This window comes from Candidatus Dormiibacterota bacterium, from assembly GCA_035635555.1.
Taxonomy (GTDB): Bacteria; Acidobacteriota; Polarisedimenticolia; order Gp22-AA2; family Gp22-AA2; genus Gp22-AA3.
Genome location: DASQAT010000041.1, coordinates 100,708 through 122,187 on the forward strand (window position 1 = coordinate 100,708; position 21,480 = coordinate 122,187).

18 protein-coding genes are annotated in these 21,480 nt (G+C 68.0%); 1 reads left to right on the forward strand and 17 read right to left on the reverse strand.

What is annotated here, in order from left to right; all coding sequences use genetic code 11:
- Positions 1-245: 245 nt before the first annotated feature.
- Both VEW47_11780 and VEW47_11785 read right to left on the reverse strand, forming a co-directional pair.
- The gene (locus tag VEW47_11780) at positions 246-851 is read right to left on the reverse strand and encodes a hypothetical protein (protein ID HYS05862.1); all 606 of its coding nucleotides are present in this window, start codon (positions 849-851) and stop codon (positions 246-248) included.
- Entirely contained in the window at positions 848-2,239 is a 1,392-nt protein-coding gene (locus VEW47_11785) for a DnaB-like helicase C-terminal domain-containing protein (protein HYS05863.1), read from the reverse strand. The genes VEW47_11780 and VEW47_11785 overlap by 4 nt, the downstream gene beginning before the upstream one ends.
- A gap of 17 nt (positions 2,240-2,256) precedes the next feature.
- Between VEW47_11785 and VEW47_11790 the strand changes: the two genes are divergently transcribed.
- Complete coding sequence (locus VEW47_11790; protein HYS05864.1) at positions 2,257-2,511, forward strand: hypothetical protein; 255 nt, start codon at positions 2,257-2,259, stop codon at positions 2,509-2,511.
- Between the two features lie 758 nt (positions 2,512-3,269).
- Here VEW47_11790 and VEW47_11795 read toward each other — a convergent pair.
- The 15 genes from VEW47_11795 to recN form a co-directional block, all read right to left on the reverse strand.
- Positions 3,270-3,509 (reverse strand): helix-turn-helix transcriptional regulator, encoded by a 240-nt coding sequence (locus tag VEW47_11795; protein HYS05865.1) that lies wholly within the window; start codon positions 3,507-3,509, stop codon positions 3,270-3,272.
- A gap of 935 nt (positions 3,510-4,444) precedes the next feature.
- Positions 4,445-5,572, reverse strand: coding sequence for a molecular chaperone DnaJ (dnaJ, locus tag VEW47_11800; GenBank protein ID HYS05866.1), 1,128 nt, complete (start codon positions 5,570-5,572; stop codon positions 4,445-4,447).
- A 107-nt stretch (positions 5,573-5,679) separates the two neighbouring features.
- On the reverse strand, positions 5,680-7,539 hold the full coding sequence (dnaK, locus tag VEW47_11805) for a molecular chaperone DnaK (protein HYS05867.1): 1,860 nt from the start codon (positions 7,537-7,539) through the stop codon (positions 5,680-5,682).
- Entirely contained in the window at positions 7,536-8,243 is a 708-nt protein-coding gene (gene grpE / locus VEW47_11810; protein HYS05868.1) for a nucleotide exchange factor GrpE, read from the reverse strand. The genes dnaK and grpE overlap by 4 nt, the downstream gene beginning before the upstream one ends.
- A gap of 23 nt (positions 8,244-8,266) precedes the next feature.
- A complete protein-coding gene (hrcA, locus tag VEW47_11815; protein ID HYS05869.1) occupies positions 8,267-9,334 on the reverse strand; it encodes a heat-inducible transcriptional repressor HrcA in 1,068 nt (355 codons plus the stop codon).
- Between the two features lie 419 nt (positions 9,335-9,753).
- Positions 9,754-10,867 (reverse strand): peptide chain release factor 2 gene (prfB, locus tag VEW47_11820; protein ID HYS05870.1). Its coding sequence is split into 2 segments (ribosomal slippage): positions 9,754-10,812 and positions 10,814-10,867, totalling 1,113 coding nucleotides; the frame shifts between segments, so codons are not numbered across the junction.
- A gap of 50 nt (positions 10,868-10,917) precedes the next feature.
- The gene (lnt, locus tag VEW47_11825) at positions 10,918-12,450 is read right to left on the reverse strand and encodes an apolipoprotein N-acyltransferase (protein ID HYS05871.1); all 1,533 of its coding nucleotides are present in this window, start codon (positions 12,448-12,450) and stop codon (positions 10,918-10,920) included.
- Positions 12,451-12,484: 34 nt separating this feature from the next.
- The gene (locus tag VEW47_11830) at positions 12,485-14,194 is read right to left on the reverse strand and encodes a hypothetical protein (GenBank protein ID HYS05872.1); all 1,710 of its coding nucleotides are present in this window, start codon (positions 14,192-14,194) and stop codon (positions 12,485-12,487) included.
- A gap of 1 nt (position 14,195) precedes the next feature.
- The gene (locus VEW47_11835; GenBank protein ID HYS05873.1) at positions 14,196-14,732 is read right to left on the reverse strand and encodes an SPOR domain-containing protein; all 537 of its coding nucleotides are present in this window, start codon (positions 14,730-14,732) and stop codon (positions 14,196-14,198) included.
- Positions 14,729-15,760 (reverse strand): GGDEF domain-containing protein, encoded by a 1,032-nt coding sequence (locus tag VEW47_11840; protein ID HYS05874.1) that lies wholly within the window; start codon positions 15,758-15,760, stop codon positions 14,729-14,731. Before VEW47_11840 ends, VEW47_11835 begins: the two co-directional genes overlap by 4 nt.
- A gap of 31 nt (positions 15,761-15,791) precedes the next feature.
- Positions 15,792-16,559 carry a slipin family protein gene (locus VEW47_11845; GenBank protein HYS05875.1) on the reverse strand — a complete coding sequence of 256 codons (768 nt, stop codon included), beginning with the start codon at positions 16,557-16,559 and terminating at the stop codon, positions 15,792-15,794.
- 28 nt (positions 16,560-16,587) lie between these two features.
- The gene (locus VEW47_11850) at positions 16,588-17,925 is read right to left on the reverse strand and encodes a nodulation protein NfeD (protein HYS05876.1); all 1,338 of its coding nucleotides are present in this window, start codon (positions 17,923-17,925) and stop codon (positions 16,588-16,590) included.
- Positions 17,922-19,115 (reverse strand): pyridoxal phosphate-dependent aminotransferase, encoded by a 1,194-nt coding sequence (locus VEW47_11855; GenBank protein HYS05877.1) that lies wholly within the window; start codon positions 19,113-19,115, stop codon positions 17,922-17,924. The genes VEW47_11850 and VEW47_11855 overlap by 4 nt, the downstream gene beginning before the upstream one ends.
- Entirely contained in the window at positions 19,112-19,600 is a 489-nt protein-coding gene (gene coaD, locus VEW47_11860) for a pantetheine-phosphate adenylyltransferase (protein ID HYS05878.1), read from the reverse strand. Before coaD ends, VEW47_11855 begins: the two co-directional genes overlap by 4 nt.
- Positions 19,597-21,330, reverse strand: coding sequence for a DNA repair protein RecN (gene recN / locus VEW47_11865; GenBank protein HYS05879.1), 1,734 nt, complete (start codon positions 21,328-21,330; stop codon positions 19,597-19,599). Before recN ends, coaD begins: the two co-directional genes overlap by 4 nt.
- Positions 21,331-21,480: the final 150 nt, after the last annotated feature.

Here is a 21,480-nt window from a genome sequence, read left to right on the forward strand (position 1 = left end):
ACGGCTGCCAGTGCTCCGGCCTCGTGCGGTCCGCGCGGGTAACGTCGACCGTGACCCGATTTGGGGGCCTTCCGAGAGCGTTCTGCGGCCTTCTTCGCCGTGGTCATTCCGTGGACACCTGTCTCCGCAAGTCGCTACAGGGCGTGGGTTTCAGGAGCGCGCGAGGACTCGGCGTCCTTTGCACGCCCCCGCGCGCCCCCGGCGAGGACGATAGCTGCCTGCGCGCTCGGACGCTGCGGCCCCGCTCAGTGCACATCCGCCCCTCCTGGTTCTGGCAGTGCATCAAGCCCCGCGGTCTGTCGTCGTCGCTCTTCGGCGATGAGGCGTCGGCCCTCTTCCTCGTCCCTCCGGTACTTCTCCTGCTGTCTCTCGAAGGGGGTTTTTCTTGCTCTTCCGGCAGACCCCTGTAGTTCTTCTTCTGATCTTGCTGTGGTGTCCAACAGACGGTCTGCGGTGGTGTCTGTTGTGGTGTCGGCTACTGTCTCGCCTGCAACGGCGTACAACGCCCACCGCTCAAGCGTTACGACGATGCCGGTGTAGTGCGGAGCCCCTGTCGGCGTCCATGCAGCCTCACCGGCATTTCTCAGGAACTCCGCTGCCCACCGGCATTTCGCGAGGGTGGGAGTCTTGCGCTTCCGGTTCTCGGTCCAGGCCATCTGTTCGGCGAGAGATTTCCACGACGTCACGAGCTGTCCGGGAGCGAGATTCAGGTCCGTTTCTGTCGTGCGCGGGGCGTAGGCGGCCAGGCTCATCAGGAGCATCCAGAAGTCGCGCGTGAAGGGATCGGCCTCCTTGAACCAGGGCGCGTCGCGGACGGCACGCGGCACGGCAACCCAGCCGGTGCGGCTCACGAGCCCTCCGTCCCGTCGCTGATGCGCAGGGTCTCTACGTCCAGGTGCATGCAGAAGCTCGGCAGGGGGCCGCGGCGGTTCTTCACGAGCCGGCCCCAGAGCTGGCCGCGGGACCGGTGCTTCTCGAGCGGGCCGGTGGTCGAGGAGAGTTCTGGCCTCCACAGGGTCAACATGAAGTCCGCCGCCTCCTCCACCTGGCCCGAGTCGCGCGCGGCGTCGAGCCCCAGCTCCTTGGCGCCCTCGCTCTTCTCCTGGTCCTGGTCGCGGCCGGCCTGCGAGATGAGAACGACCGCGCACTCATGGCGCTTCGCGAACGACTTCACGTCGACGGCCGCCTCGGAAACGCGCTGGTAGAGGGGCAGGTTCTTCGCCCCCGAGCTCAGGAGCCCGAGGTAATCGATCGCGACCAGGCGAGGGGGACGCTCGAGCTTTGCCGACGCCTGCAGCATTGAGGAGTCGAGCTCCGAGATCCCGCTCTTGCCGCGGTCGACGACGATGATGTTGACCGCCATGCCGTTGAGCGCGGCACGCTGTGATGCAGTCAGGGCGGACCAGCCGGCGGCGCCCAGACGCTCCACGAGCGCGCGCGACAGTCCGAGCCGTTGCTGGACAAGGCGCTCGAACGCCTGGGTGCGTGGCATCTCGAGGGAGAAGAAGACGCAGGGCTCGCCCTCGATCGCTGCGTTGTGGAGGATCTGACTCGCGATGGCGCTCCCGCCGACCTGCGGGCGTTTGACGATGGTAAGCACCTCGCCCGGGCGCATACCATCGGTCGCCTCATCGAGCGGCCGAATCCGGGTCCAGACCTTCTGGCCACGACCGCGCGTGACGTTCGCCGAGTAGTCGCTCATCAGCTCGTGCGTGCTGGCGCACCCCTTCCGCGCCTCGGGATCTACGGCGATCGTCTGCCGGTAGAGATCGCTTCCTGCCTCGAGGAGGGCCGATGTCTCATGTCCGTTCGTGCACGCGCCGGCGAGACAAAGCGCACCCTCCATGATCCCGCGCCGCACCGCCTTGTCCTTCACGATCCGTGCGTAGTGCTGCACGTTTGAAGACTTCGGAACGCCGTCGACGAGCGACGCGATGAAAGCGGGCCCGCCGACGGTCTCGAGCTGACCGGCGCCCGCGAGCCTCTCCTTCAGCATCACGAGATCGATCTCCCTCGACACGTTCGATACGGCGACCATCGCTTCCCAGATCAGGCGGTGGTTCGGGATGAAGAAGTCATCGGCCGAGAGGAGCTGCCGCGCGCCGGCGAGCACGGAAACGGGATTCAGGCCGGCGAGGATGCCGCCAAGGACGGAGGCCTCCGCCTCCCTTGAGTGGGGGACCCGCTCCTCGAGTTCGGCGACGGTCGGCGTGCTCTTCTGGCCCTTCCTCACCGGCACGTTGTGAGCTCCAGTTCGTGGTGATGCTGCGAGCACGCGCCGCGGCCGGCGAGATAGAAGATCGGCGTTCCGTCGCAACCAGGGTGACTGCAGCTGTCGCACCCGGGCTGCGCGACCAGCGCAACCTGTTCCTGGTCGGATGGCATGGCGATCGTTTTCTTTTCTACTGGCACGTCGACCTCGGCCGCTTCAGAAACTCGGTGATGCTCGACCGCGTGAACGGGAGCCCCAGTTCATCCATCTCCAGAAGCACACTGAAAAACTCCCTGTGAACGACGAGGGCGAAGTCTTCGACCCTGACAATTCGACGCGCTCTTTCGAGGCCCTCGCGCCCTCGGCTGATGATCGATTTGAGAAGCGCCCGCTCAGCTTCCGCGGTTGACAGCCGGTGGATCTCGTCGTAGTGTTCGGTCTCCACGGTTCCGCACCTCCCGGCCGCGCTCGAACGCGGCCGTATTTATTTCATCGTCGCGCCAACCACCGGTCACACGCGGCCGGGTCAAATCGAAGATTTCGTTTCGGTCGCCGCCCGGGACGGTGGATCGCAAGGTCGAGGCACGGCATACCCTCGGCGACGAGGCGTTCGATCGTCGCGGGACTGGCCGCGTATCGCGCGGCGACCTCGCGGATGGTGAGGAGGCGCCCGTCCTCCACGATCCCGATCCGATCTCCCGGAGGCACGGCCCTGCTGCCATCGAGGATCCGTGCGATGGTGGGCTCGACCGAACGCCGCGCGCGGATCATCGGACACCCTCGCCGGCGCCGCGCCGACGTGTGACCATGTCCTCGCCCCAGTCCGTCAAGAAACGGGCTGCCTCGAGAGCGACCGATGCGCGGATCGACCAGGCCTGTTCGATCGCAAGGCGCTCGACAGACGATCGGATGATGCGGGCGTTCGCAAGAATCGCGAGAGCGTTCTCGAGCGAGCCGCCACGAGGTCGGAGGCATTCCCGCGGTCCGAGAGGGACGGGGGCCGGACAGAAACTTGCGAGGCAGAGATCGACCTCGGCGGCGGAGACGCGGCGCCGGCTCACGATGACCGCTCTTTTCGAGCCTGGGGTCTCACCAGATCCGCGGCCGCGATGATGCTTTCGATCGCGTCCGGCCCGATGGCCGCGATGATCTTCTGAACCTGTTCTACGCTGAGAGGACGGAGACCGCGCTCGAGCCGAGAGAGGGTGCCGTTGTCGATGCCCGTCGGCCCAGCGAGGTCATCAAGAGTGAGCCCGGCTGCTACTCTGAAGATCCGGAGTGGAGATATCCTCTTCATAGCCATGCATATTGCTGCATGGCCGCCGCGCAAAGTGTGCCACTTAATTCTGTAGGCGGGATGGTGGTTCTTCGGCTCTCAGCGCTTGAGGTCGGCGATCAACCTGGCGAGGAAGCTTCGGATGGGCGCGACGAGCTGACGATAGCGTTGGAGGGTCCGCCTCGAGGGGGCACGGTCGGAAACGCCCCAACTCCGAAGATAATCTGCGATCAGTTTGTGGGGGTCAGGCTCGGGATAGCAGCGGCGGACCCACTTCGCTGCATCGTGACGTTCCTTCTCCGTGAAGCACGTATCGAGACGGTTCTGGAGGACTCGGCGGGCGCACCTCCTAGACCTCTTCACTTCGCGTCGAGCCTTCAGCGCGGCCAGTTCTGCGAGCACGCCGAAATTCGGACCCTGAAGCGGGCCGAGCCTCTCCCAGGCCGGGCGTTCGCCACGCACCAAATCGAACTCGCCCGTGTACTGGCCCCCGAACATCCGCGCGCGCGTCTTCCTCTGGCGACGAGATCGCGCGTCCCGTGGCTCGGGATACTCCCATTCGAAGAGCGACAGATCCTTCGGGGGGATGAAAGTCGCGGCGAGCTCGTCGATTTGCTTCTCGGTGAGTCTGTGAAGGGCCGGATCCCATCGTCCGATTTCTGGCCGACGTGGTTCTCGGCGACGCCCCATCCTCGCCTCCGAGCGAGCTCCGAGGGAATGTTCGGCGGCGCCGGTCGGTCGGAGTGCCGAGCCCCGTCTGCAGGACGGTGCGCCGCCGACGTGATTCTATCTCATCGCGTTGTCCACCGATTGTCCACGCACGAGTCGGGGTCGGCTGAAACGAGCGTAAACAGGGACTCGCTGGACCGCATGTCGCGCGCCCTTTCTCGGTGGTCCGCCTCGTGTGCAACCGTTGGAGCACAAGCCTTTCAGCCGAACGTGACCGGTTCGGATCGTCATGTGAAGATGTCCTTGACCCGGCCCAGGATGTCCTTGTCTTTGTCCTTCTCGCCGGCCGGCTCTTCCAGCTCGAGAAGCTTCTCGTACAACTCCCGCTGTTTGCGTCCGAGCCGGGTCGGTACGCTCAGGGCCACGGTCACGTACAGGTCTCCGCGCGGCCCGCCGGCCGGCCGGGCGAGCCCCTTGCCCCTCAGGCAGAAGACGGCGCCGGGCTGCGTTCCGGACGGGATGCTGATGCGCGACAGCCCCTCGAGCGTCGGCACCTGCGCCTCGACACCCAGGGCCGCCTGCGGGAGCGTGATCGGCACCTCGACCGCCAGGTTCGGACCTTCGCGCCGGAACAACGGGTGCTCCTTGACGTGCAGGACGACGTACAGGTCCCCGTGCTGGCCGCCCGCCGCTCCCCCCTCCCCTTCTCCTGGAACGCGCAGACGGTTGTCGTTGTCCACCCCGGCGGGAACCTTGACGTTCAGCCGTCGCACGGCGCGCCGGCGCCCCTCTCCCCGGCAGGCGGGGCACGGATCCCTCACGACCGTCCCCGCGCCTCCGCAACGACCGCAGGCCTGGTTCAGCGTGAAGAAGCCCTGCCTGTGAACCACCTGGCCCTGGCCGTGGCAGGCCTCGCACGTCACCCGCGCGCCGCTCCGCGAGCCCGTGCCTTTGCAATCGGAGCAGCTCTCCAGGCGGGGAACGCTGATCTCCTTCTCGCACCCGAGAGCGGCCTCCAGGAAATCGATCTCCAGATCGAACCGGAGGTCGGCGCCCCGGCGGCGACCGGGGCGCCGACCACGGGCCCCGCCGAACAGATCGCCGAACGAGAAGCCGAAGAAGGACCCGAGGATGTCCTCGAAATCGGAGAAGACCTCCGGATTGAAGCCGCCGACCCCCTCGGCGGCGCCGCCCATGCCGGCGTGCCCGAATCGGTCGTAGCGCGCGCGTCTGTCCGTGTCGGCCAGGACGGCGTACGCCTCGGCCGCTTCCTTGAACTTCTCCTCGGCGTTCTTGTCTCCGGGGTTCCGATCCGGATGATGCTTCATGGCGAGCTGGCGGTAGGCCTTCTTGATCTCGGCCTCACCCGCCTCGCGCCCGACACCGAGGACCTCGTAGTAATCCCGTTTCTTCAAGACCGCTCTCTCCTGGGCAGGGCCGGAAACGACCGGCCGCTGCCCCGGCATCGCTGCCATGGCGCCAGACGGCCCGTCGCAAAGACTGTGATTTTACCCGGTTTTCGTCAGGACGTCCGCGCCGTGCCGCCCGACCCGCTCGTGCCCCCCGGCGCGTTGGGCGAAGGATGGTACAGGATCACTTCGGTCAGGATCTCGGAGGCCTCCCCCAGCTTTTCCAGCGAGGCCATGCACTCCGAGACGCTGGCCGATGCCAGCGCCTTGCGCGCCCCATCGAGGATCTTCTTCACCACGTTCCGCTTCTCCTCGTCCAGGAGCGTCCCGAACTCGGCGAACGATTTCATGTTGGACTCGAGGAGGCCCTCGAGGCGCGCCTGGATACGGTACAGCTCGGCCTTCTTCTTGTCCGCGTCGGCGTTCTTCCGGGCGTCGTCGATGATGTCGCCGATCTCCTTCTCCGACAGCCCTCCGGACGGTGTCACGACGATCGTCTGCTCCTTGTTCGTCGCGAAGTCCCGGGCGGAGACGTGGACGATGCCGTTGCTGTCGATGTCGAACGTGACCTCGATCTGCGGGACGCCCTTGGGCGCGGGGGGAATTCCCACCAGCTCGAAGCGGCCCAGCGACTTGTTGAACGCCGCCACCTCGCGCTCACCCTGCAGGACGTTCACCTCGACCTTGGACTGGTTGTCGGCCACCGTCGTGAAGATCTTCGTCTTGCGGGTCGGGATCGTGGTGTTGCGGTCGATCAGCTTGGTGAACATGCCGCCGCGCGTCTCGATGCCGAGAGACAGAGGCGTCACGTCCAGGAGGACCATGTCCTTGACTTCCCCCTGCAGGATGCCGGCCTGGATGGCCGCGCCGACGCCGACCACCTCCTCGGGGTTCTTGTCGCGGCACGGTTCCTTGCCGAAGATCTCGCGCACCATCTGGATGACCTTGGGGACGCGCGTCATGCCCCCCACCAGGAGCACCTCGTCGATCTCGGCCGGCTTGAGTCCCGCGAGCGACAGGGCTTCGAGACACGGCTTGCGTGTCCGGTCCACCAGATCCGCCGTCAGCTCGTCGAATTTGTCGCGCGCCAGGACGACGTTCAGGTGCTTGGGTCCTTTGGCATCGGCCGAGATGAACGGCAGGTTGATCTCCGAGCGCGTCTCGGACGACAACTCGCATTTGGCCTTCTCGGAGGCCTCCTTGAGGCGCTGCAGCGCCAGGCGATCCTCGCGCAGCGAGATCCCCTCCTTCTTCTCGAACTCCCCGAGCAGCCACTCCAGGATCCGCTGGTCGAAGTCCTCGCCTCCCAGGAACGTGTCGCCCGACGTCGCCTTGACCTCGAAGACTCCCTGGCCCAGCTGCAGGATGGAGACGTCGAAGGTGCCGCCCCCCAGGTCGTAGACCACGATCTTTTTCTCCGCCTCCTCGTTCAGGCGGTACGCCAGCGACGCGGCGGTGGGCTCGTTGATGATGCGCAGGACCTTGAGCCCGGCGATGCGCCCGGCATCCTTGGTCGCCTGTCTCTGGCTGTCGTCGAAGTACGCCGGCACCGTGATGATCGCCTCGTGCACTTCCGTCTGCAGGTGCTCCTCGGTCATCTCCTTGAGTCGCTCCAGGATCATGGCCGAGATCTCCTGGGGGCTGTAGTCCTTGTCGCGCACCCGGATCCGCACGTCGCCGTTCTTGGCCTCGACGATCTGGTAGGGCACGAACTTCTTGGCCTGCTGCACTTCGGGGGAGTTGAACTTGCGTCCGATCAGCCGCTTGACGGCGTAGACCGTGTTGTGCGGATTGGTCACGGACTGGCGCTTGGCGATCTGTCCCACCAGACGCTGCCCCTTCTCCGTGAAGGCGACGATGGAGGGGGTGGTCCGCGCGCCCTCCTTGTTCGGGATCACCAGGGGGGTTCCGCCGTCCATGATGGCGACGCAGCAGTTGGTCGTGCCCAGATCGATTCCCATCACCCGGCTCATGGTTCCTCCCCCGCGTCACGATCCTGCCGCTGCGACCGGGACGAGGACTCCCGGTCGGCCCCCTTGCCGGAGGTGACCTTCACGAGTGAGGGCCGCAGCAGCCTGTCGTTGTACATGTACCCCTTCTGCATCTCCTCCAGGACGACGTCCGACTCGAAGCCCGGGACATCCATGACCAGGACCGCCTCGTGCAGGCGCGGGTCGAAGCGGGCGCCGAGCGCGTCGATCGGCACCACCCCCTCCTTCTTGAGCAGATCGAGGAACTGCTGGTGCACCAGCTCGATTCCCTTGAAGAGAGGGTCCTTCGAACCTTCGCTCGCCCGCAGGGCCCGTTCCATGTTGTCCAGGATGGGCAGGAAGCGCTTCAGGACCTCGCGCACCGCGGCGGAGCCTGACTCGTCGCGCTCCCGCTCCATCCGCTTGCGGAAGTTGTCGAACTCCGCCTGCTTGCGCAGCAGGAGGTCGTAGTACTTGTCCTTGTCCCGTTTCGCCTCCTCGAGCTCCCGGGCGAGGGTCGACGTGTCCAGGTGGGACCGCCCCCCCGCACGGCCGGCCGGACGCTCCTCGCGCCCCGTCTTCTCCTTGACGGCGCCGGTGGTCTCGTCCACCCCCACCACTTCGAGGATCTCGATCGGCTCCTCCTCGTCCTTCCCGGGGCGTTCGGGCTCCGGCGGATCGGTCGGCTTGCGCGGACGCGTCGGCATACGACCTCCCGCCCGAATATAGGTCAGTGTGGGGGGCTGGTCAATAAACTGGAGAGGAGTCTGGAGATGTAATCGACCAGGGCCACGGCCCGTTCGTATTCCATGCGTGTCGGACCGAGGAGACCGACGATCCCGCTGGATCGCTCGTCCACCTGATAAGGAGAGGCGACCAGGGCCAGGTTCTTGAGAGCCGGGTCGTCCGTTTCCGAGCCGATGACGATGCGCACGCCGGGCGCATCCAGGCAGCGGTCCAGGAGGTTGACCAGGTGGTGCTTCTCCTCGAACGTCTCGAACAGACGGCGCATGGTGTCCATGTCCGCGAATTCCGGGTGCTTCATGATGTTGGTGGTCCCCTCCAGGACCAGGCGGCGCTCGTCCTGCTCGGCGTTGAGGTAGCGTGTCCCCAGGCTGACCACGCTCTTCAGCAGCACGTCGAAAGCCGCCTTCTCCTGGACCATCAGGCCCACCAGACGGGCGCGGATGTCCCCCAGCGTGAGCCCGGCGAACTCCTCGACGAGGTACCTCCCTGCCCGATCGAGATCCGCCTGCGCGTACTCCTCCTCGACCTCGATCATCCGGTGGCTGACCACACCGGAGCGGTCGACGAACACGCACAGGACACGCTTCTCCTGAAGGCTGACGAATTCGATGTGTTTCAGGACGGCTTCCCGGATGGGAGGGGTGATCACGTAGCCCACATGCCTCGACAGCCTCGACAGGATCTTCGGGATGATCTCCATCGCCTCGCCGAATTCCGAGGCGACCCGCGACAGGCTCTCGTCGATGAGCGTCTTGTCCCTCTGGGACAGACGCACGGGGTCGAGCAGGCCGTCCACGTAGTAGCGGTACCCCTTGTCCGTGGGGATGCGGCCGGCGGAGGTGTGCGGCTGCGCCAGGAAGCCGGTCTCCTCAAGGTCCGCCATGACGTTGCGGACGCTCGCCGAGCTCAGTCCCTCGCGGCTGAGCTTGGCGATGGTGCGCGACCCGACCGGTTCGCCGGTCAGGATGTAGTTGACGATGACCCGCTTGAGGATCTCCTCGGCGCGGGCATCGATCGGATTTTCCTGCGTGGTTCCGCCTTTGGCACTCATCGGACTTGAGTGCCAATATACCGGCCTCCTCGGATCCTGTCAACCGCCGGGTCGCTGCGGCTTTTCCGGGCCGCGAGGCGGGGACGCGGCGGGGTTCGGCTCATGTTCGCTCGCGCGGGGTACGAAGCGACCTGGCGACCCGCATGGCGCGGCTCAAAATCGCCGAACCCCGCCGCGTCCCCGCCTCGCACCGTGAAAGCGACCTCCCGAGGAGCACGTCCATCAAGGAACCGACACGATGATCTCTCCCCATCTGACGCTTTGCGATTCCGAGGACGGCGATCCATGAACGATCTCAAACAGGAGGTGTGCGAGCCTCACCGCGGTGCTCGCTTTCGAGAGGGCGGCGGGGGACGTCCGGCGGCGCGGCGATTTTAAGCCGCGCCCCCGCGCGCCCCCGTCGCCCGGTCCGGCAAGGGTCAGCGGGAAGGGGTGGGGGCGGCGCTCCGGCTGCTGGCGAGGAGGTAGGTCTTGATGAAGTCGTCGATGTCGCCGTCCAGGACCTTCTGGACGTCCCCCCTCTCGGAGGCGGTGCGATGGTCCTTCACGAGCGTGTAGGGCTGCAGGACATAGGAGCGGATCTGACTGCCGAAATCGATGTCCTTCTTGGCCCCCTCCTCGACCTGGCGCTTCTCGTCGCGCTTGCGAAGCTCCAGGTCGTACAGGCGCGACTTGAGGATCTTCATGGCCATGTCGCGGTTCCTGTGCTGCGAACGCTCGTTCTGGCAGGACACGACGATGCCGGTCGGCAGGTGAGTGATGCGCACGGCGGAATCCGTGACATTCACGTGCTGCCCTCCCGCGCCGCTCGATCGATACGTATCGATGCGCAGATCCTTCTCCTCGACCGCCACGTCGATGGCGTCGTCCAGCTCGGGGTAGGCGTACACGGAGGCGAATGAAGTGTGCCGCCGGCCGGAGGAGTCGAAGGGGGAGATGCGCACCAGACGGTGCACGCCGCTCTCGGCACGCAGGAAGCCGTAGGCGTTCTTCCCCTTGATGAGGAGGGTGGCGCTCTTGATCCCCGCCTCCTCGCCTTTCTGATAGTCGAGCGCCTCGATCCGGTAACCGTGCCTCTCCGCCCAGCGCAGGTACATGCGGTAGAGCATCTCGGCCCAGTCCTGCGACTCGGTGCCGCCCGCTCCCGGGTGGATGGTGAGGATGGCGTTCGCGGCGTCGTGCTCGCCCTGGAGCATGATCTCGAGCTCGCGCTCGTCGAGCGCCGCCTGCAGCGCCTCGACCGCCTGCTTCAGGTCGCCGCCGACGTCCTCCCCTTCGCGCAGAAGCTCCACGCACACCTCGGCGTCCTCGGCCCTCTTCTCGAGCCTGCCGAAGGACTCCAGCTCTTCCGTCAGGCGGGTGCGGGCTTTCAGGGTCGTCTGGGCGCGGGCGGGGTCGTTCCAGAGCCCCGGGTCGGCGACGGTCTTCTCGATCTCGGCGAGTTCGCGGGCGAGTCTCTCCAGATCAAAGGTGCCCCCGGAGCTCCGTGAAGCGCTCCTTGAGGGCGTCCGCCTTGCGCGCAAGCTCCTCGATCTCGAAACTTCGGGGACTCTTCGCCACGACCGGGACTCCCGCGCGCCGGGTCAACCCCGACGCAGAAACGCCGCGCGAAGCGCGGCGCCGTGAAGGAGCGTGAGTATAGCACACCCCCAGGCGAACAGATCGCCGCACGCGGCATAGGGAGTGACGTCGGAGCGAGTCTGAACCGTTCCCAGCAGCACGGCGCTCTCCATGAGCGGGGTGCGCTCCAGGATGCGCCCGTACGGATCGATGATCGCCGAGATGCCCGTGTTGGCGGCGCGCACCATGAAGCGCCGGTTCTCCGCCGCCCTCACGGTCGCCATCGCCAGGTGCTGCAGCGGGGCCGCCGTCGTTCCGAACCAGGCGTCGTTGGTGATGTTCACCAGGAGGGCCGCGTCCTTCCCGGCGACGCGGCGCACCACCTCGGGGAAAATGGCCTCGTAGCAGATGAACGTCGCCGCGCGCCCGACACCGGTCGGAAGGGGTGCCGCGACCGTCCCGGGCGCGAAGTCCGAGATCGTTCCCTGCGCCAGCCTGTCGACGAAGAACAGCAGACGGTGCAGCGGGACGTACTCCCCGAACGGCACCAGGTGGATCTTGTCGTACGATCCGCCCAGAGACCCGTCCGGTTCGACCGCGAACGCGCTGTTGAAGACACGCAGGTCGCCGTCCACGACTTTATAGTCCACGCTTCCCAGGATCAGGGTCGCACCGGAGGCGCGCGCAAGGTCCCGGACCACGGAGAGGTACGCCTCGTCCGTTTCGACGCCGGGTCCCGCAGCCCCGGCCGGCGCCGGCCGGCGGAAGGAATAGGGACTCGACGATTCCGGCCAGACGATAAGACGCGCCCCCCCCGCCCCGGCCTCCCGTGTCAGGCGGACCAGGTCCGACAGGATCCGGGCTCCGCTGCCCGGGCTCCACTTGCGATCCTGGGGGACGTTCCCCTGGACCGCGGCCACCGGGATCGACTCGCCGCCGGGCCGGCGCTCGCCGGCGCGAATCGTCAGGACGCCGTACGCGTGCGCCAGCGCCACCAGGAGGAGGAGAGCGGCGCCGCAGATGAGAGGGCGCGGCCTGGCCGGTCGAAGGACCAGCAGAACGATGCCGGCGTTCGCGGCCACGACGACGAACGACACGGCGCAGATCCCTCCCCAGGCCGCCGTCTGGAGGAGAGGGATGTCGCGATACTGGGAGTATCCGATGAGGCCCCAGGGAAACCCGGTCAGGAGGCGCCCCCGGACGATCTCGAGCGCCACCCACCCGACCGGCGCCAGGACCAGAGCCGGCTCGCCGAAGCGCCGCCAGGATGCCGCCTGCAGGAGGGCGAAGACCGCGACGTACGTCGCGAGATAGAACACCAGGAGCAGGAAGATCGGCCAGGCTAGCACACCGGACATCCCTCCGTAGGTGACCATGACGCCCGGGATCCAGGACAGGAGAGACGTAAAGAAGACCGCGCCGCAGGCGTAGCCGCGGAACAGGGCGGTGACGGGCGGGACATCCTGGAGGGACAGCAGGAACGGCACCAGGGCGACGAACGCCACGGCGCACAGGTCGGCACGCGGGAACGCCAGGGCGAGAAGGGCCCCGGACACGCCCGCCCACACTCCTCCCCGCCTCAGGGTGGACCTATCCTTCATGAAGCAGGAGGCGGAGCGGCTCCCTGACGTCCACCAATCCGGATGCGGCCCTGGCGAACCCGGCCAGTGAGAGCGTGTTCAGTCCCCGCGCGGCGCGGTCGTCCCTGATCTCGCGGGCGGGACGACGGGGCTGGAACGGATCCTCGGGCGGCCGGCAGGAGAGGAACTCGCACACCGGCTGCCACAGGAGGAGTCCCGAGCCGCGACAGGAGGGGCAGCCTTCCGAGACCGCGTACGATCCTGCGGGCGGGCGCTGGTGTCGCGCGGCCGCCGGGAGGAACTCGAACGGATCGACCGGTCGCCGGCAGGACGGGCAGAGCGACTCCATGAATCGGGCCGCCAGGATACCGACGAGGGGCTCGCGCAGGAGCGTCCCTGTTCCGGCCCGTCCGAGCGATTCCACCGCGGCGCACGCATCCAGGGCCGGGGTGAACGTGGCGATCACGACGCGCCGGGTCGCCTGATCGCGCGCCACCATCGCCCGGCCGGAGCGTTCGAGGCCGGGCAGGACCAGGACATCCGGGCCGTCGACGGTCGCCCGGTCCAGGAGCGCCTCGAACGGGATCTCCTCCTCGTCCCGGGCGGAGGACGGTGCCTCGACCGGATGCAGGGCCGCCATGGCGCCCGCGGCGACGCGCCGGGGACAGCGCTCCCCGAGCAGTCCGAGCACCGTGGCCACACCGGAGCCCGTCTCCGCCTCGTCCGAGCCGGTCACGATCAACAGCCCGCGTCCCGCCTCGGCCAGGCGATCGACGGCGCGTGGCAGGCCCGGAATCTCGGCCTCGATCTGCCCGCGCGACAGCGGGGCGATCCGCTCCTCGCGCAGGTCGAGCGTCAGGCTGTCGCCGTCCAGACCCGGGAGCGCCGCGACGGACGCGACGAGTCGTCTGTGGTCCGCAAGAAGAATGAACCTTCCCTCGCGCGGCACGACCCGGCCGCGCGCCGCGATTCCCGAGATTCCCTCCAGGAGGCGCGCCAGGCCCGCGTAGGCGCCGCGCGGCTCCAGAAGAGTCTGATCGTCCAGCCGTCGCCCGCTGAGGGTGACGTGCATCGCGTCCCGCTTCGGCTCGATCCGGATACGGCGCGCGCCGCTCCGGATTCCCGCCGCGGCCAGGGAGCGCAGCCGGTCCACCGCCGGCGCATCGCAGCGCAGGGCTCCCGGCAGCGCCGGCAGGATGCGCCGGTGACGGTCCGAGAGGACGAAGACATGGTCGGCCCCCGGCCGGTAGAGCACGCCCGCGTCGACCTCCGAGGGATAGAAACGGGCCAGGACGTCGGTGACAAGAGAGGGAGGGCAGATCAGCGGCTCGACGCGCAACCCGGTCAGCTCCTCGACGGCGGGGACGAGGGCGGGGGTGTCGCCGGTCGTCAGACCCAGCGCCAGGACTCCGTCGGCGACGCTCACCGGGACCATGCTGTAGAAATGCGCCAGTCGGGCGGGGATGAGATCGACCGCGGGGGAGGTGCGCAGCGTCTCGGCCATGTCGGGCGACAGCCTCTCGAAATTCTCCTTCAGGAACAGGTGCATCGCCGCGGGCGTCGCCAGGCCGAGCTTGAGCAGATTGTATCCCAGCCGACCGCCACGCAATCGCTGCTCCTCGAGGCCGGTCCCCACCGCCTGCCGCGTCGCGATCCCCGCCTCCACGAGAAGATCTCCGAGCAGCCTGCGGTCGTCCGCGGGCGGGCGCCTCACGTTCATCTCACTCCTCCTCCTGCAGGATCCACGGGCTCAGATGGAGCTTTTGACGCACGACCCGGACCGCCGCCTCCGCCTCCGCCCGCGTCCGGTAGCGCCCCACGCGGACGCGGTACACCGGACGGACGGTCGCCCGATCGTTGGACACGGTCGCGGGAAAGCCGCGCGCCGCCAGACGATCGCGGATCCGCCGCGCCGCGGCCGCATCGCGGGTGGCAAGCGCCTGGACCACGAACGCCCCCCCGCCGGCAGGCGAGGTCTCGGAGGTCCGTCCAGGCGCTTCATCCTGCGCCTGGCGCACCGGAGGCCCCCCGCCGGGAGTGCGCGCGTCTCCCAGCGTGTGGTAGAACGTCAGGTCGGGCGGGGTGGTCGACATCTCGTCGGCGTGGCGCGCGGTCGAGGAGGCGCCGCCAGGCGGGGCCTCGTCGCTTCCCACGGGCGGCTTGGCGGTCCGGCCCGCGAGGCGGGACAGCCCGCCGAGGACCGCCGCCAGCACGATCACTTGCAGGAGGAGTCGCCGCAGGGAGGGCGGCCGGCTCAACGCTTCCCGCCCATCGCCTGCAGCGTCTCTTCGTCGGCCTCCGAAACACCGATGGAGTTCTTGCCCGAAAGCTTGACCTTCTGCATCGCCTTGTCCGCGCACTTGATCAGCCCCAGGCTGGTGCGGGCGTGGTCGGGATAGGAGGCGACGCCGAAGGAGGCCGTCAACAGCATCCCCGGCGTGTCGTCCACGAGGAACGAGCGGCTGGCGAGCGACACGCGCAGGCGCTCGGAGAGCTCGCAGGCTCCCCTCAGCTCGGTCTCGGGCAGCACCACGCAGAATTCGTCGCCGCCATAGCGGAACAGCTTGTCGCTGCCGCGGATCTCCCTCACCAGCCGGCGCGACACTTCCCGCAGCGCCTTGCTCCCCATGGCGTGGCCGTAGCGGTTGTTGATTTCCTTCAGGTTGTCCATGTCCAGAAAAATGAGCGACAGCGAGGTGCGGTAGCGGTGCGCGCGGTACACCTCCTCGCTCAGGAACCGATCGAAGTAACGCCGGTTGTACGACTCGGTCTGGTCATCCTTGATGATGAGCTCCTTGTAGCGCTCGACCAGCAGGGCGTTCAGGAGCGCCGGAACGAGCTCCGGGACGAGACGGCCGATCCGGTCGAGGTCGGCGGGCGCGAAACCCTCCCCCTCGCGCGCCAGCAGCAGCATGCCGAGCAGAGTCCCCGCTCCGGGAAGCGGGACCGTCAGGACCTGCTCCACGGCGACCCGGCGCAAGGCCTCCGGTGCGCGGGTCACGGCCGGCATGAACGACGCGGCGTTCCGGTCCGGGCCCCGCAGCTCCACGAGATCGAGCGTCACCAGCCCCTTGCGCCGGGGATCTTCCGGAGGGATGTGAGAGGCCTTCAGATGAAACGTGTCCTGCTCGCCGTCGTAAAGATAAAGGAAGGAGGCCGTGGCCCGTCCCAGATCCATGCCGGCCCGCACCATCGCGTCGGCGACCGCCTGCAGATCCAGCTGGCGGGACGCGCCGAGGGCGGCGCGGGCGATGGTCAGTTCGTCTGCGGGCCTGTCCGTGCTCACGGGGCCGCCCCCCGAGGCGACCGGACGCGCCTCACGCGATCTTCTTTTTCAGCGCGTCCAGGATGTCGATCGGGACCGGAAAGATGATCGTCGAGTTCTTCTCGGTGGCAATCTCGGTCAGGGTCTGCAGGTAGCGCAGCTGCAGGGTCGTGGGGTTGGCGGAGATCACCTCCGCCGCCTTGGCGAGCTGCGCCGAGGCCTGGAACTCCCCTTCGGCATGGATGATCTTGGCGCGCTTCTCGCGCTCCGCCTCGGCCTGCTTCGCGATGGCCCGCTGCATCTCGGCCGGCAGATCGACGTGCTTCACCTCCACCGCCGACACCTTGACGCCCCAGGGATCGGTGTGGCGATCCAGGATCTGCTGCAGCTCGGCGTTCAGCCTCTCTCTCTTGCTCAGCAGGTCGTCGAGCTCCACCTGCCCCAAAACGGCCCGCAGCGTCGTCTGGGCCAGCTGCGAGGTGGCGTAGTGGAACTGCTCGACGTCGACCACCGCCTTCTTCGGATCCATGACGCGGTAGTAGACGACCGCGTTCACCTTGACCGAGACGTTGTCCCGGGTGATCACGTCCTGCGGCGGCACGTCGTGCACGACCGTGCGCAGCGATACACGCACCATGCGGTCGATCGGGAACACAACAAGGATCGGCCCCGGCCCCTTCGCCTTGTCATGCAGGTACCCCAGGCGGAACACGACGGCGCGCTCGTACTCGTTGAGGATCTTGATACTGGAGATGATCCAGAAGGCCAGTATCGCGACGAAGATCAGTACTCCCGGCCCCAACCCCACTGCACCGTTCATGGAACCTCCCCCGCGACCCGCCGCGGCGTCAGGATGACTCCTCCACGTCCAGCACCAGATCACGCACGCGCGTCACCCTGACATTCGCCCCTTTCTGGATGGGTCGGGCCGCCCGGGCGTTCCAGTACTCCCCATGCACGAACACGCGTCCCTCCGATCCCACGTCGGTCAGCGCCGTCCCCCGCTCCCCCACCAGTCCGGCCGAGCCTGTCGTCACCTTGAGACGCGACACGCGGACGATCAGGGTGGTGAGGATCGCCATGATGAGCGCCGCCGATCCGGCGATCGAGACGATCGTCCAGCGCGCGACTGCCACCTCCGGCATTCCCGGCTCGTTCTTGAACAGCATCAGCGCGCCGAGGACCAGGCAGGCCACTCCGCCGACCGTCAGGGTGCCATAACTCGGCACTTTCAGTTCCAGCAAAAACATGACGATCCCCGCCACCACCAGCGCGACCCCGATCCAGTTCATCGGAAGGATCTGCGCCGCCAGGGCGAACAGGATCAGGCAGATCGCGCCGATCACACCCGGGGCGATCATCCCCGGGTGGGTGAACTCGATGTAGAGCCCGACGATCCCGCCGAACAGGAGGAAGATGGCCAGGGTCGGGTCGGCGAGCACTCCGAGAAGCCGCTCGCGGGTGGACATGTCCAGAGGCACGATGCGCACGCGTGACAGGCGCAGCGTCTGCGTCGTGCCGTCGAAGCGGCGGATGCTCTTGCCGTCCAGGAGGGACAGGATCTCGTTCTCGTCCCTGCAGACGTAATCGATGAGATGGAGCTTGAGCGCCTCGCGCTCGGTGAACGAGCTGCTCTTGCGCACGACCTCTTCGGCCAGTTTCTCGTTGCGCCCGCGGTTCGAGGCGAGGCTCCGCGCGTAGGCCGCGAGGTCGTTCTCCGCCTTGGTCATCAGGGTCGGGTCGACAGCGGCCCCGCCGCCGGTCGGGAGGATCGGAAGGAGCACGGGGTGCGCCGCGCCGATGCGGGTCCCGGGGGCCATGACCGCCACGTCCGCCGCGATCGTCAGGAAGAAGCCGCCCGAGGCCGCCTTGCTTCCGTTCACGAAGACGACGACCGGCGCCTTCGAGGAGGTGATGTCGCGCACCATCTCCTCAACCGTAGAGACCAGCCCGCCGGGCGTGTCCAGCTTCAGAATGAAAAGCGCGGCGCCGCCCTCGTTCGCCTTCGCGAGCGCGTCCTTGAGATAGCCCGCGCTGATCGGAAACAGGGCGTCGTTGAGGGTGACGGAATAGACAACGGCCTCCGACGCGGAGGAGGCCGGATGTGGCTCGGACGCAAGCGCGGCGCCCGCCACGAGAAGCACCGCGAGAGCCGCCCCGAGTGCGAAGCCGCGCCGTGTCGTCATGCGTCCCGTGCGCCGAGGAGCCGGCGCAGGCGCTCGACGCCGGCGCGGATCCGATCCAGACCCAGGGCATAGGACAGACGCAGGTACCCGGGTGCGCCGAACGCCTCCCCGGGGACGGTGGCCACGCCGATCTCCGTCATCAGGCGGCGGGCGAAATCGGCGGAGCTGGCGCTGCCGAGCGCCGACATGGCGTCGCGGACGTTCGGGAAGACGTAGAAGCTTCCGGGTGGAAGGGTGCACGCAATGCCGCGGATGCGGTTCAGCGAGCGCACCAGCTCGTCCCGGCGCCGGCGGTACTCCTCGCGCATGGCCTCGATCGAGTCCTGGGGGCCGGTGAGGGCCTCGATCGCGGCCGCCTGGGAGATCGACGATGTGTGCGTGGCGTCGTGCGATTGCACCTTGCGCAGCGCGTCGATGAGAGGACGGGGACCGAGGGCGTAGCCGACGCGCCAGCCGGTCATGGCGTAGGTCTTGGAGAGCGAGTTCACGAGCACCAGCCGCTCGCGCAGCCGGGCCTGCTCCGACGCCAGGGACGCGAACGGGCCGGGCCCGTAATGGAACGTGTCGTAGGTCTCGTCCGAGATCACCCAGGCTCCCGTGCGCTCGGCGAACTTCGCCAGGCGCTCGATCTCCTCCGGCGGGATCACGGCGCCGGACGGGTTGCACGGCGAGTTCACGATGATCGCCTTGAGGTCGGTGTGCGCCTCCAGGTCGCGGGCGCGCGCGACGAACCCGTCGGCCTCGCGCGCCTCCAGGACGACCGGTGTGGCGCCGGCGAGCTTCACCTGCTCGGGGAACGAGACCCAGTACGGAGCGTAGAGGGCCACCCTGTCCCCCTCCTCGAACAGCGACAGGGCGATCAGGAACAGGACATTCTTCCCGCCGCATCCGGTCAGGACCTCGTCCGGCCCCCAGGCCGCTCCATGACGCTCCCTGTAGCGGGCGGCGATCGCGCGGCGCAGATCGAGGACCCCGCCGGTGTCGGTGTAATGGGTGAGGTTGTTCTGGAGCGCCTGGACCGCGGCGCGCTTGATGTTCTCCGGCGTGTCGAAATCGGGCTCCCCCGGCCCGAAGTCGATGACGTCCACGCCCCGCTCCTTCAGGGCCTTGGCCTCCATCATCACGGCCAGCGTCGGCGATACGCTCACGGCGTGGAGCCTGCGCGCCAGACACATCTCCTTCGATGTCATGCCGTCACCGCGAAACGCTTCTTCAGCCGCGCGACGACCTCGGCCGGCACGAGCCCGGTCACGTCCCCTCCGAGGCGCGCCACCTCCTTCACCAGCCTGCTGCTGACATAGGAGTAGGCCTCGGACGGCATCATGAACACCGTCTGGATGCCGGGCTCCAGACGCTGGTTCATCAGGGTCATCTGGAACTCGTACTCGAAATCCGACAGCGCCCGCAGACCCCGCACGATCACCTGCGCGCCGCGCTTGCGCGCGAAATCGACCAGCAGGCCGTCGAACGACTCGACCTCCACGTTGGACCAGCGGCTCGCCACGGCCTTGAGGATCTCCGCGCGCTCTTCGAGAGGGAACAGCGGGTCCTTGTCCGGATTCCTCAGGATCGCGACGATGATCCGATCGAACATCCGGCCGCCCCGAGTCAGGATGTCGATGTGCCCGTTGGTGATGGGATCGAACGTCCCCGGGTAGACCGCCGTCAGCTTCACCGGCCCGCCTCGGGTCCGGCCGGAGCGCGTCCGCGGGCCCGCATCTCGGCGGCGTGCCGCAGGGCCGCGGGGGTGACCTTTTCTCCGGCGAGCATGCGCGCGATCTCCTGCACCTTGCCCCGGTCGTCCAGCGTCTCGACGTCCACCTCGGCCCGGCCGCGCGCCCGGCGCTTGCGGACCAGGACGTGCCGGTCCGCGTGCGCGGCGATCTGCGGCAGATGCGTGACACAGATGACCTGATGGCTTCGCGCCAGCTCGGAGAGTTTCCGGCCGACCGCTTCCGCCACGGCCCCGCCGATCCCGGAGTCCACTTCGTCGAACACGAGCACGCGGGGCTCCGCCTCTCTCCTCAGGACGACCTCGAGCGCCAGCATGACCCGCGACAACTCCCCCCCGGAGGCGACCGAGGCCAGAGGGGCCAGCGGCTCCCCCGGGTTGGCCGACAGGAGGAATTCCACCACGTCGTATCCCGCCGCGTCAACGGCGACCTCCTCCCCTTCCACCCACAGACCGGAGCCGGGGGACGGACGGGTCCGGAAGTCGACGGAAAAGCGCGCCGGCATCGCCAGCTCGGCGAGCTGGCGCTCCACCTTGGCCTCGAGCGTCTGCGCCGCGGAGCGCCGATCCCGCGACAGCGCCGCGGCGATGCGGAGCGTCTCGGCCCGCAGACCCTCGACCTTCGTCTCCAGCTCCTCGACCGTCTCTCCGCCCCCGACGAGCTGCTCGATCTCGAGCACCGCCTCGTCGCGCAGCCTCAGGAGATCCTCCTCCCGGCCGCCCGGGGCGTGCTTGCGCAGCAGCGACTCGAGCGTCTGGATCCGGTCGTCGATCGACTCCAGACGGTGCGGCTCGAAGTTCAGACGAGCCGGATAGTCGCGCAGCGCGAACGCCGTCTCCTGCAGGTCGGCCCGCGCCGCCTCGGCCCGCTCCAGCGACTCGTGCAGCCCGGGGTCGAAGCGGGCGAGCTCCCGCAGCGATCGGATCGCCTCGGCGAGCCGCGACAGCGCGGCCGCTTCCCCCTCGTACAGCGCCTCGTAGGCGCCGCGCGACTGGCGGAGGATCGTCTCGGAGTTGCGCAGGAGCTCGCGCTCGGCGCGCAGAGCGTCGCGCTCCCCCGATCTGGGAGCGGTCCTCTCAATCTCGTCGATGAGATGGCGCAGGGCGTCCGCCCGTTGCAGGAGCCTCTGCGCCCCCTCGCGCAGCGAGTGCAGGCGGGCCGTGACCCCCGCAAGAGCGTGCGAGGCGCCGTCCATGACGTCGAGGCGGGCGTCGAGACCGGCGTGCCGGTCGAGCAGGTCGCGGTGGTTCGCCGCGTGAAGGAGGGTCTGCTGCTGGTGCTGGCCGTGCAGATCGACCAGGGCGGCCCCCAGCCCCTTCAAGTCGGAAAGGGGCGCGAGCGTGCCCCCCAGGAAGGACCGTCCCTTCCCCTGCGCCAGGATCTCGCGCCGGGTGACGATCGCGTCGCCGTCGAGGGCGTAGCCGCGCTCTTCGAGGAAGAGCCGGGCCGCGCGGTTGGACGAGAGGTCGAACTCGACCTCGACGGAGGCGCGCTCGGCTCCGGCCCGCAGCATCTCGGGGCCGCTTCGTCCCCCCAGGACGAACGCCAAGGCGTCCACCAGGATCGATTTGCCGGCACCCGTCTCTCCCGTCAGCAAGTTGAGCCCGCTCCCCAGATCGAGCGTGAGTTCTCGGACGATGGCCAGGTTGGTGATGTGCAGGCAGCGGAGCATCGAACTCGTCGTGTGGAGGGTGCCGTTGTGCGCGGGTCCGATCAGTCCCGGATGCTATCAGACCGATCAAGGGTTGTCAAGGAAGGGACCGTATGCTAACTTGTGCCGCTCGAATCTGTTGCGCGATCGCGCGCCCTGCTCGGGAGACTC

Coding starts and splice junctions, on each gene's coding strand:
- dnaK (HYS05867.1), bottom strand. CDS start 7,539: ATGAGCCGGGTGATGGGAATCGATCTGGGCACGACCAACTGCTGCGTC.
- hrcA (HYS05869.1), bottom strand. CDS start 9,334: ATGAGTGCCAAAGGCGGAACCACGCAGGAAAATCCGATCGATGCCCGC.
- VEW47_11850 (HYS05876.1), bottom strand. CDS start 17,925: ATGACGACACGGCGCGGCTTCGCACTCGGGGCGGCTCTCGCGGTGCTT.
- VEW47_11830 (HYS05872.1), bottom strand. CDS start 14,194: ATGAACGTGAGGCGCCCGCCCGCGGACGACCGCAGGCTGCTCGGAGAT.
- VEW47_11855 (HYS05877.1), bottom strand. CDS start 19,115: ATGACATCGAAGGAGATGTGTCTGGCGCGCAGGCTCCACGCCGTGAGC.
- grpE (HYS05868.1), bottom strand. CDS start 8,243: ATGCCGACGCGTCCGCGCAAGCCGACCGATCCGCCGGAGCCCGAACGC.
- VEW47_11845 (HYS05875.1), bottom strand. CDS start 16,559: ATGAACGGTGCAGTGGGGTTGGGGCCGGGAGTACTGATCTTCGTCGCG.
- recN (HYS05879.1), bottom strand. CDS start 21,330: ATGCTCCGCTGCCTGCACATCACCAACCTGGCCATCGTCCGAGAACTC.
- VEW47_11795 (HYS05865.1), bottom strand. CDS start 3,509: ATGAAGAGGATATCTCCACTCCGGATCTTCAGAGTAGCAGCCGGGCTC.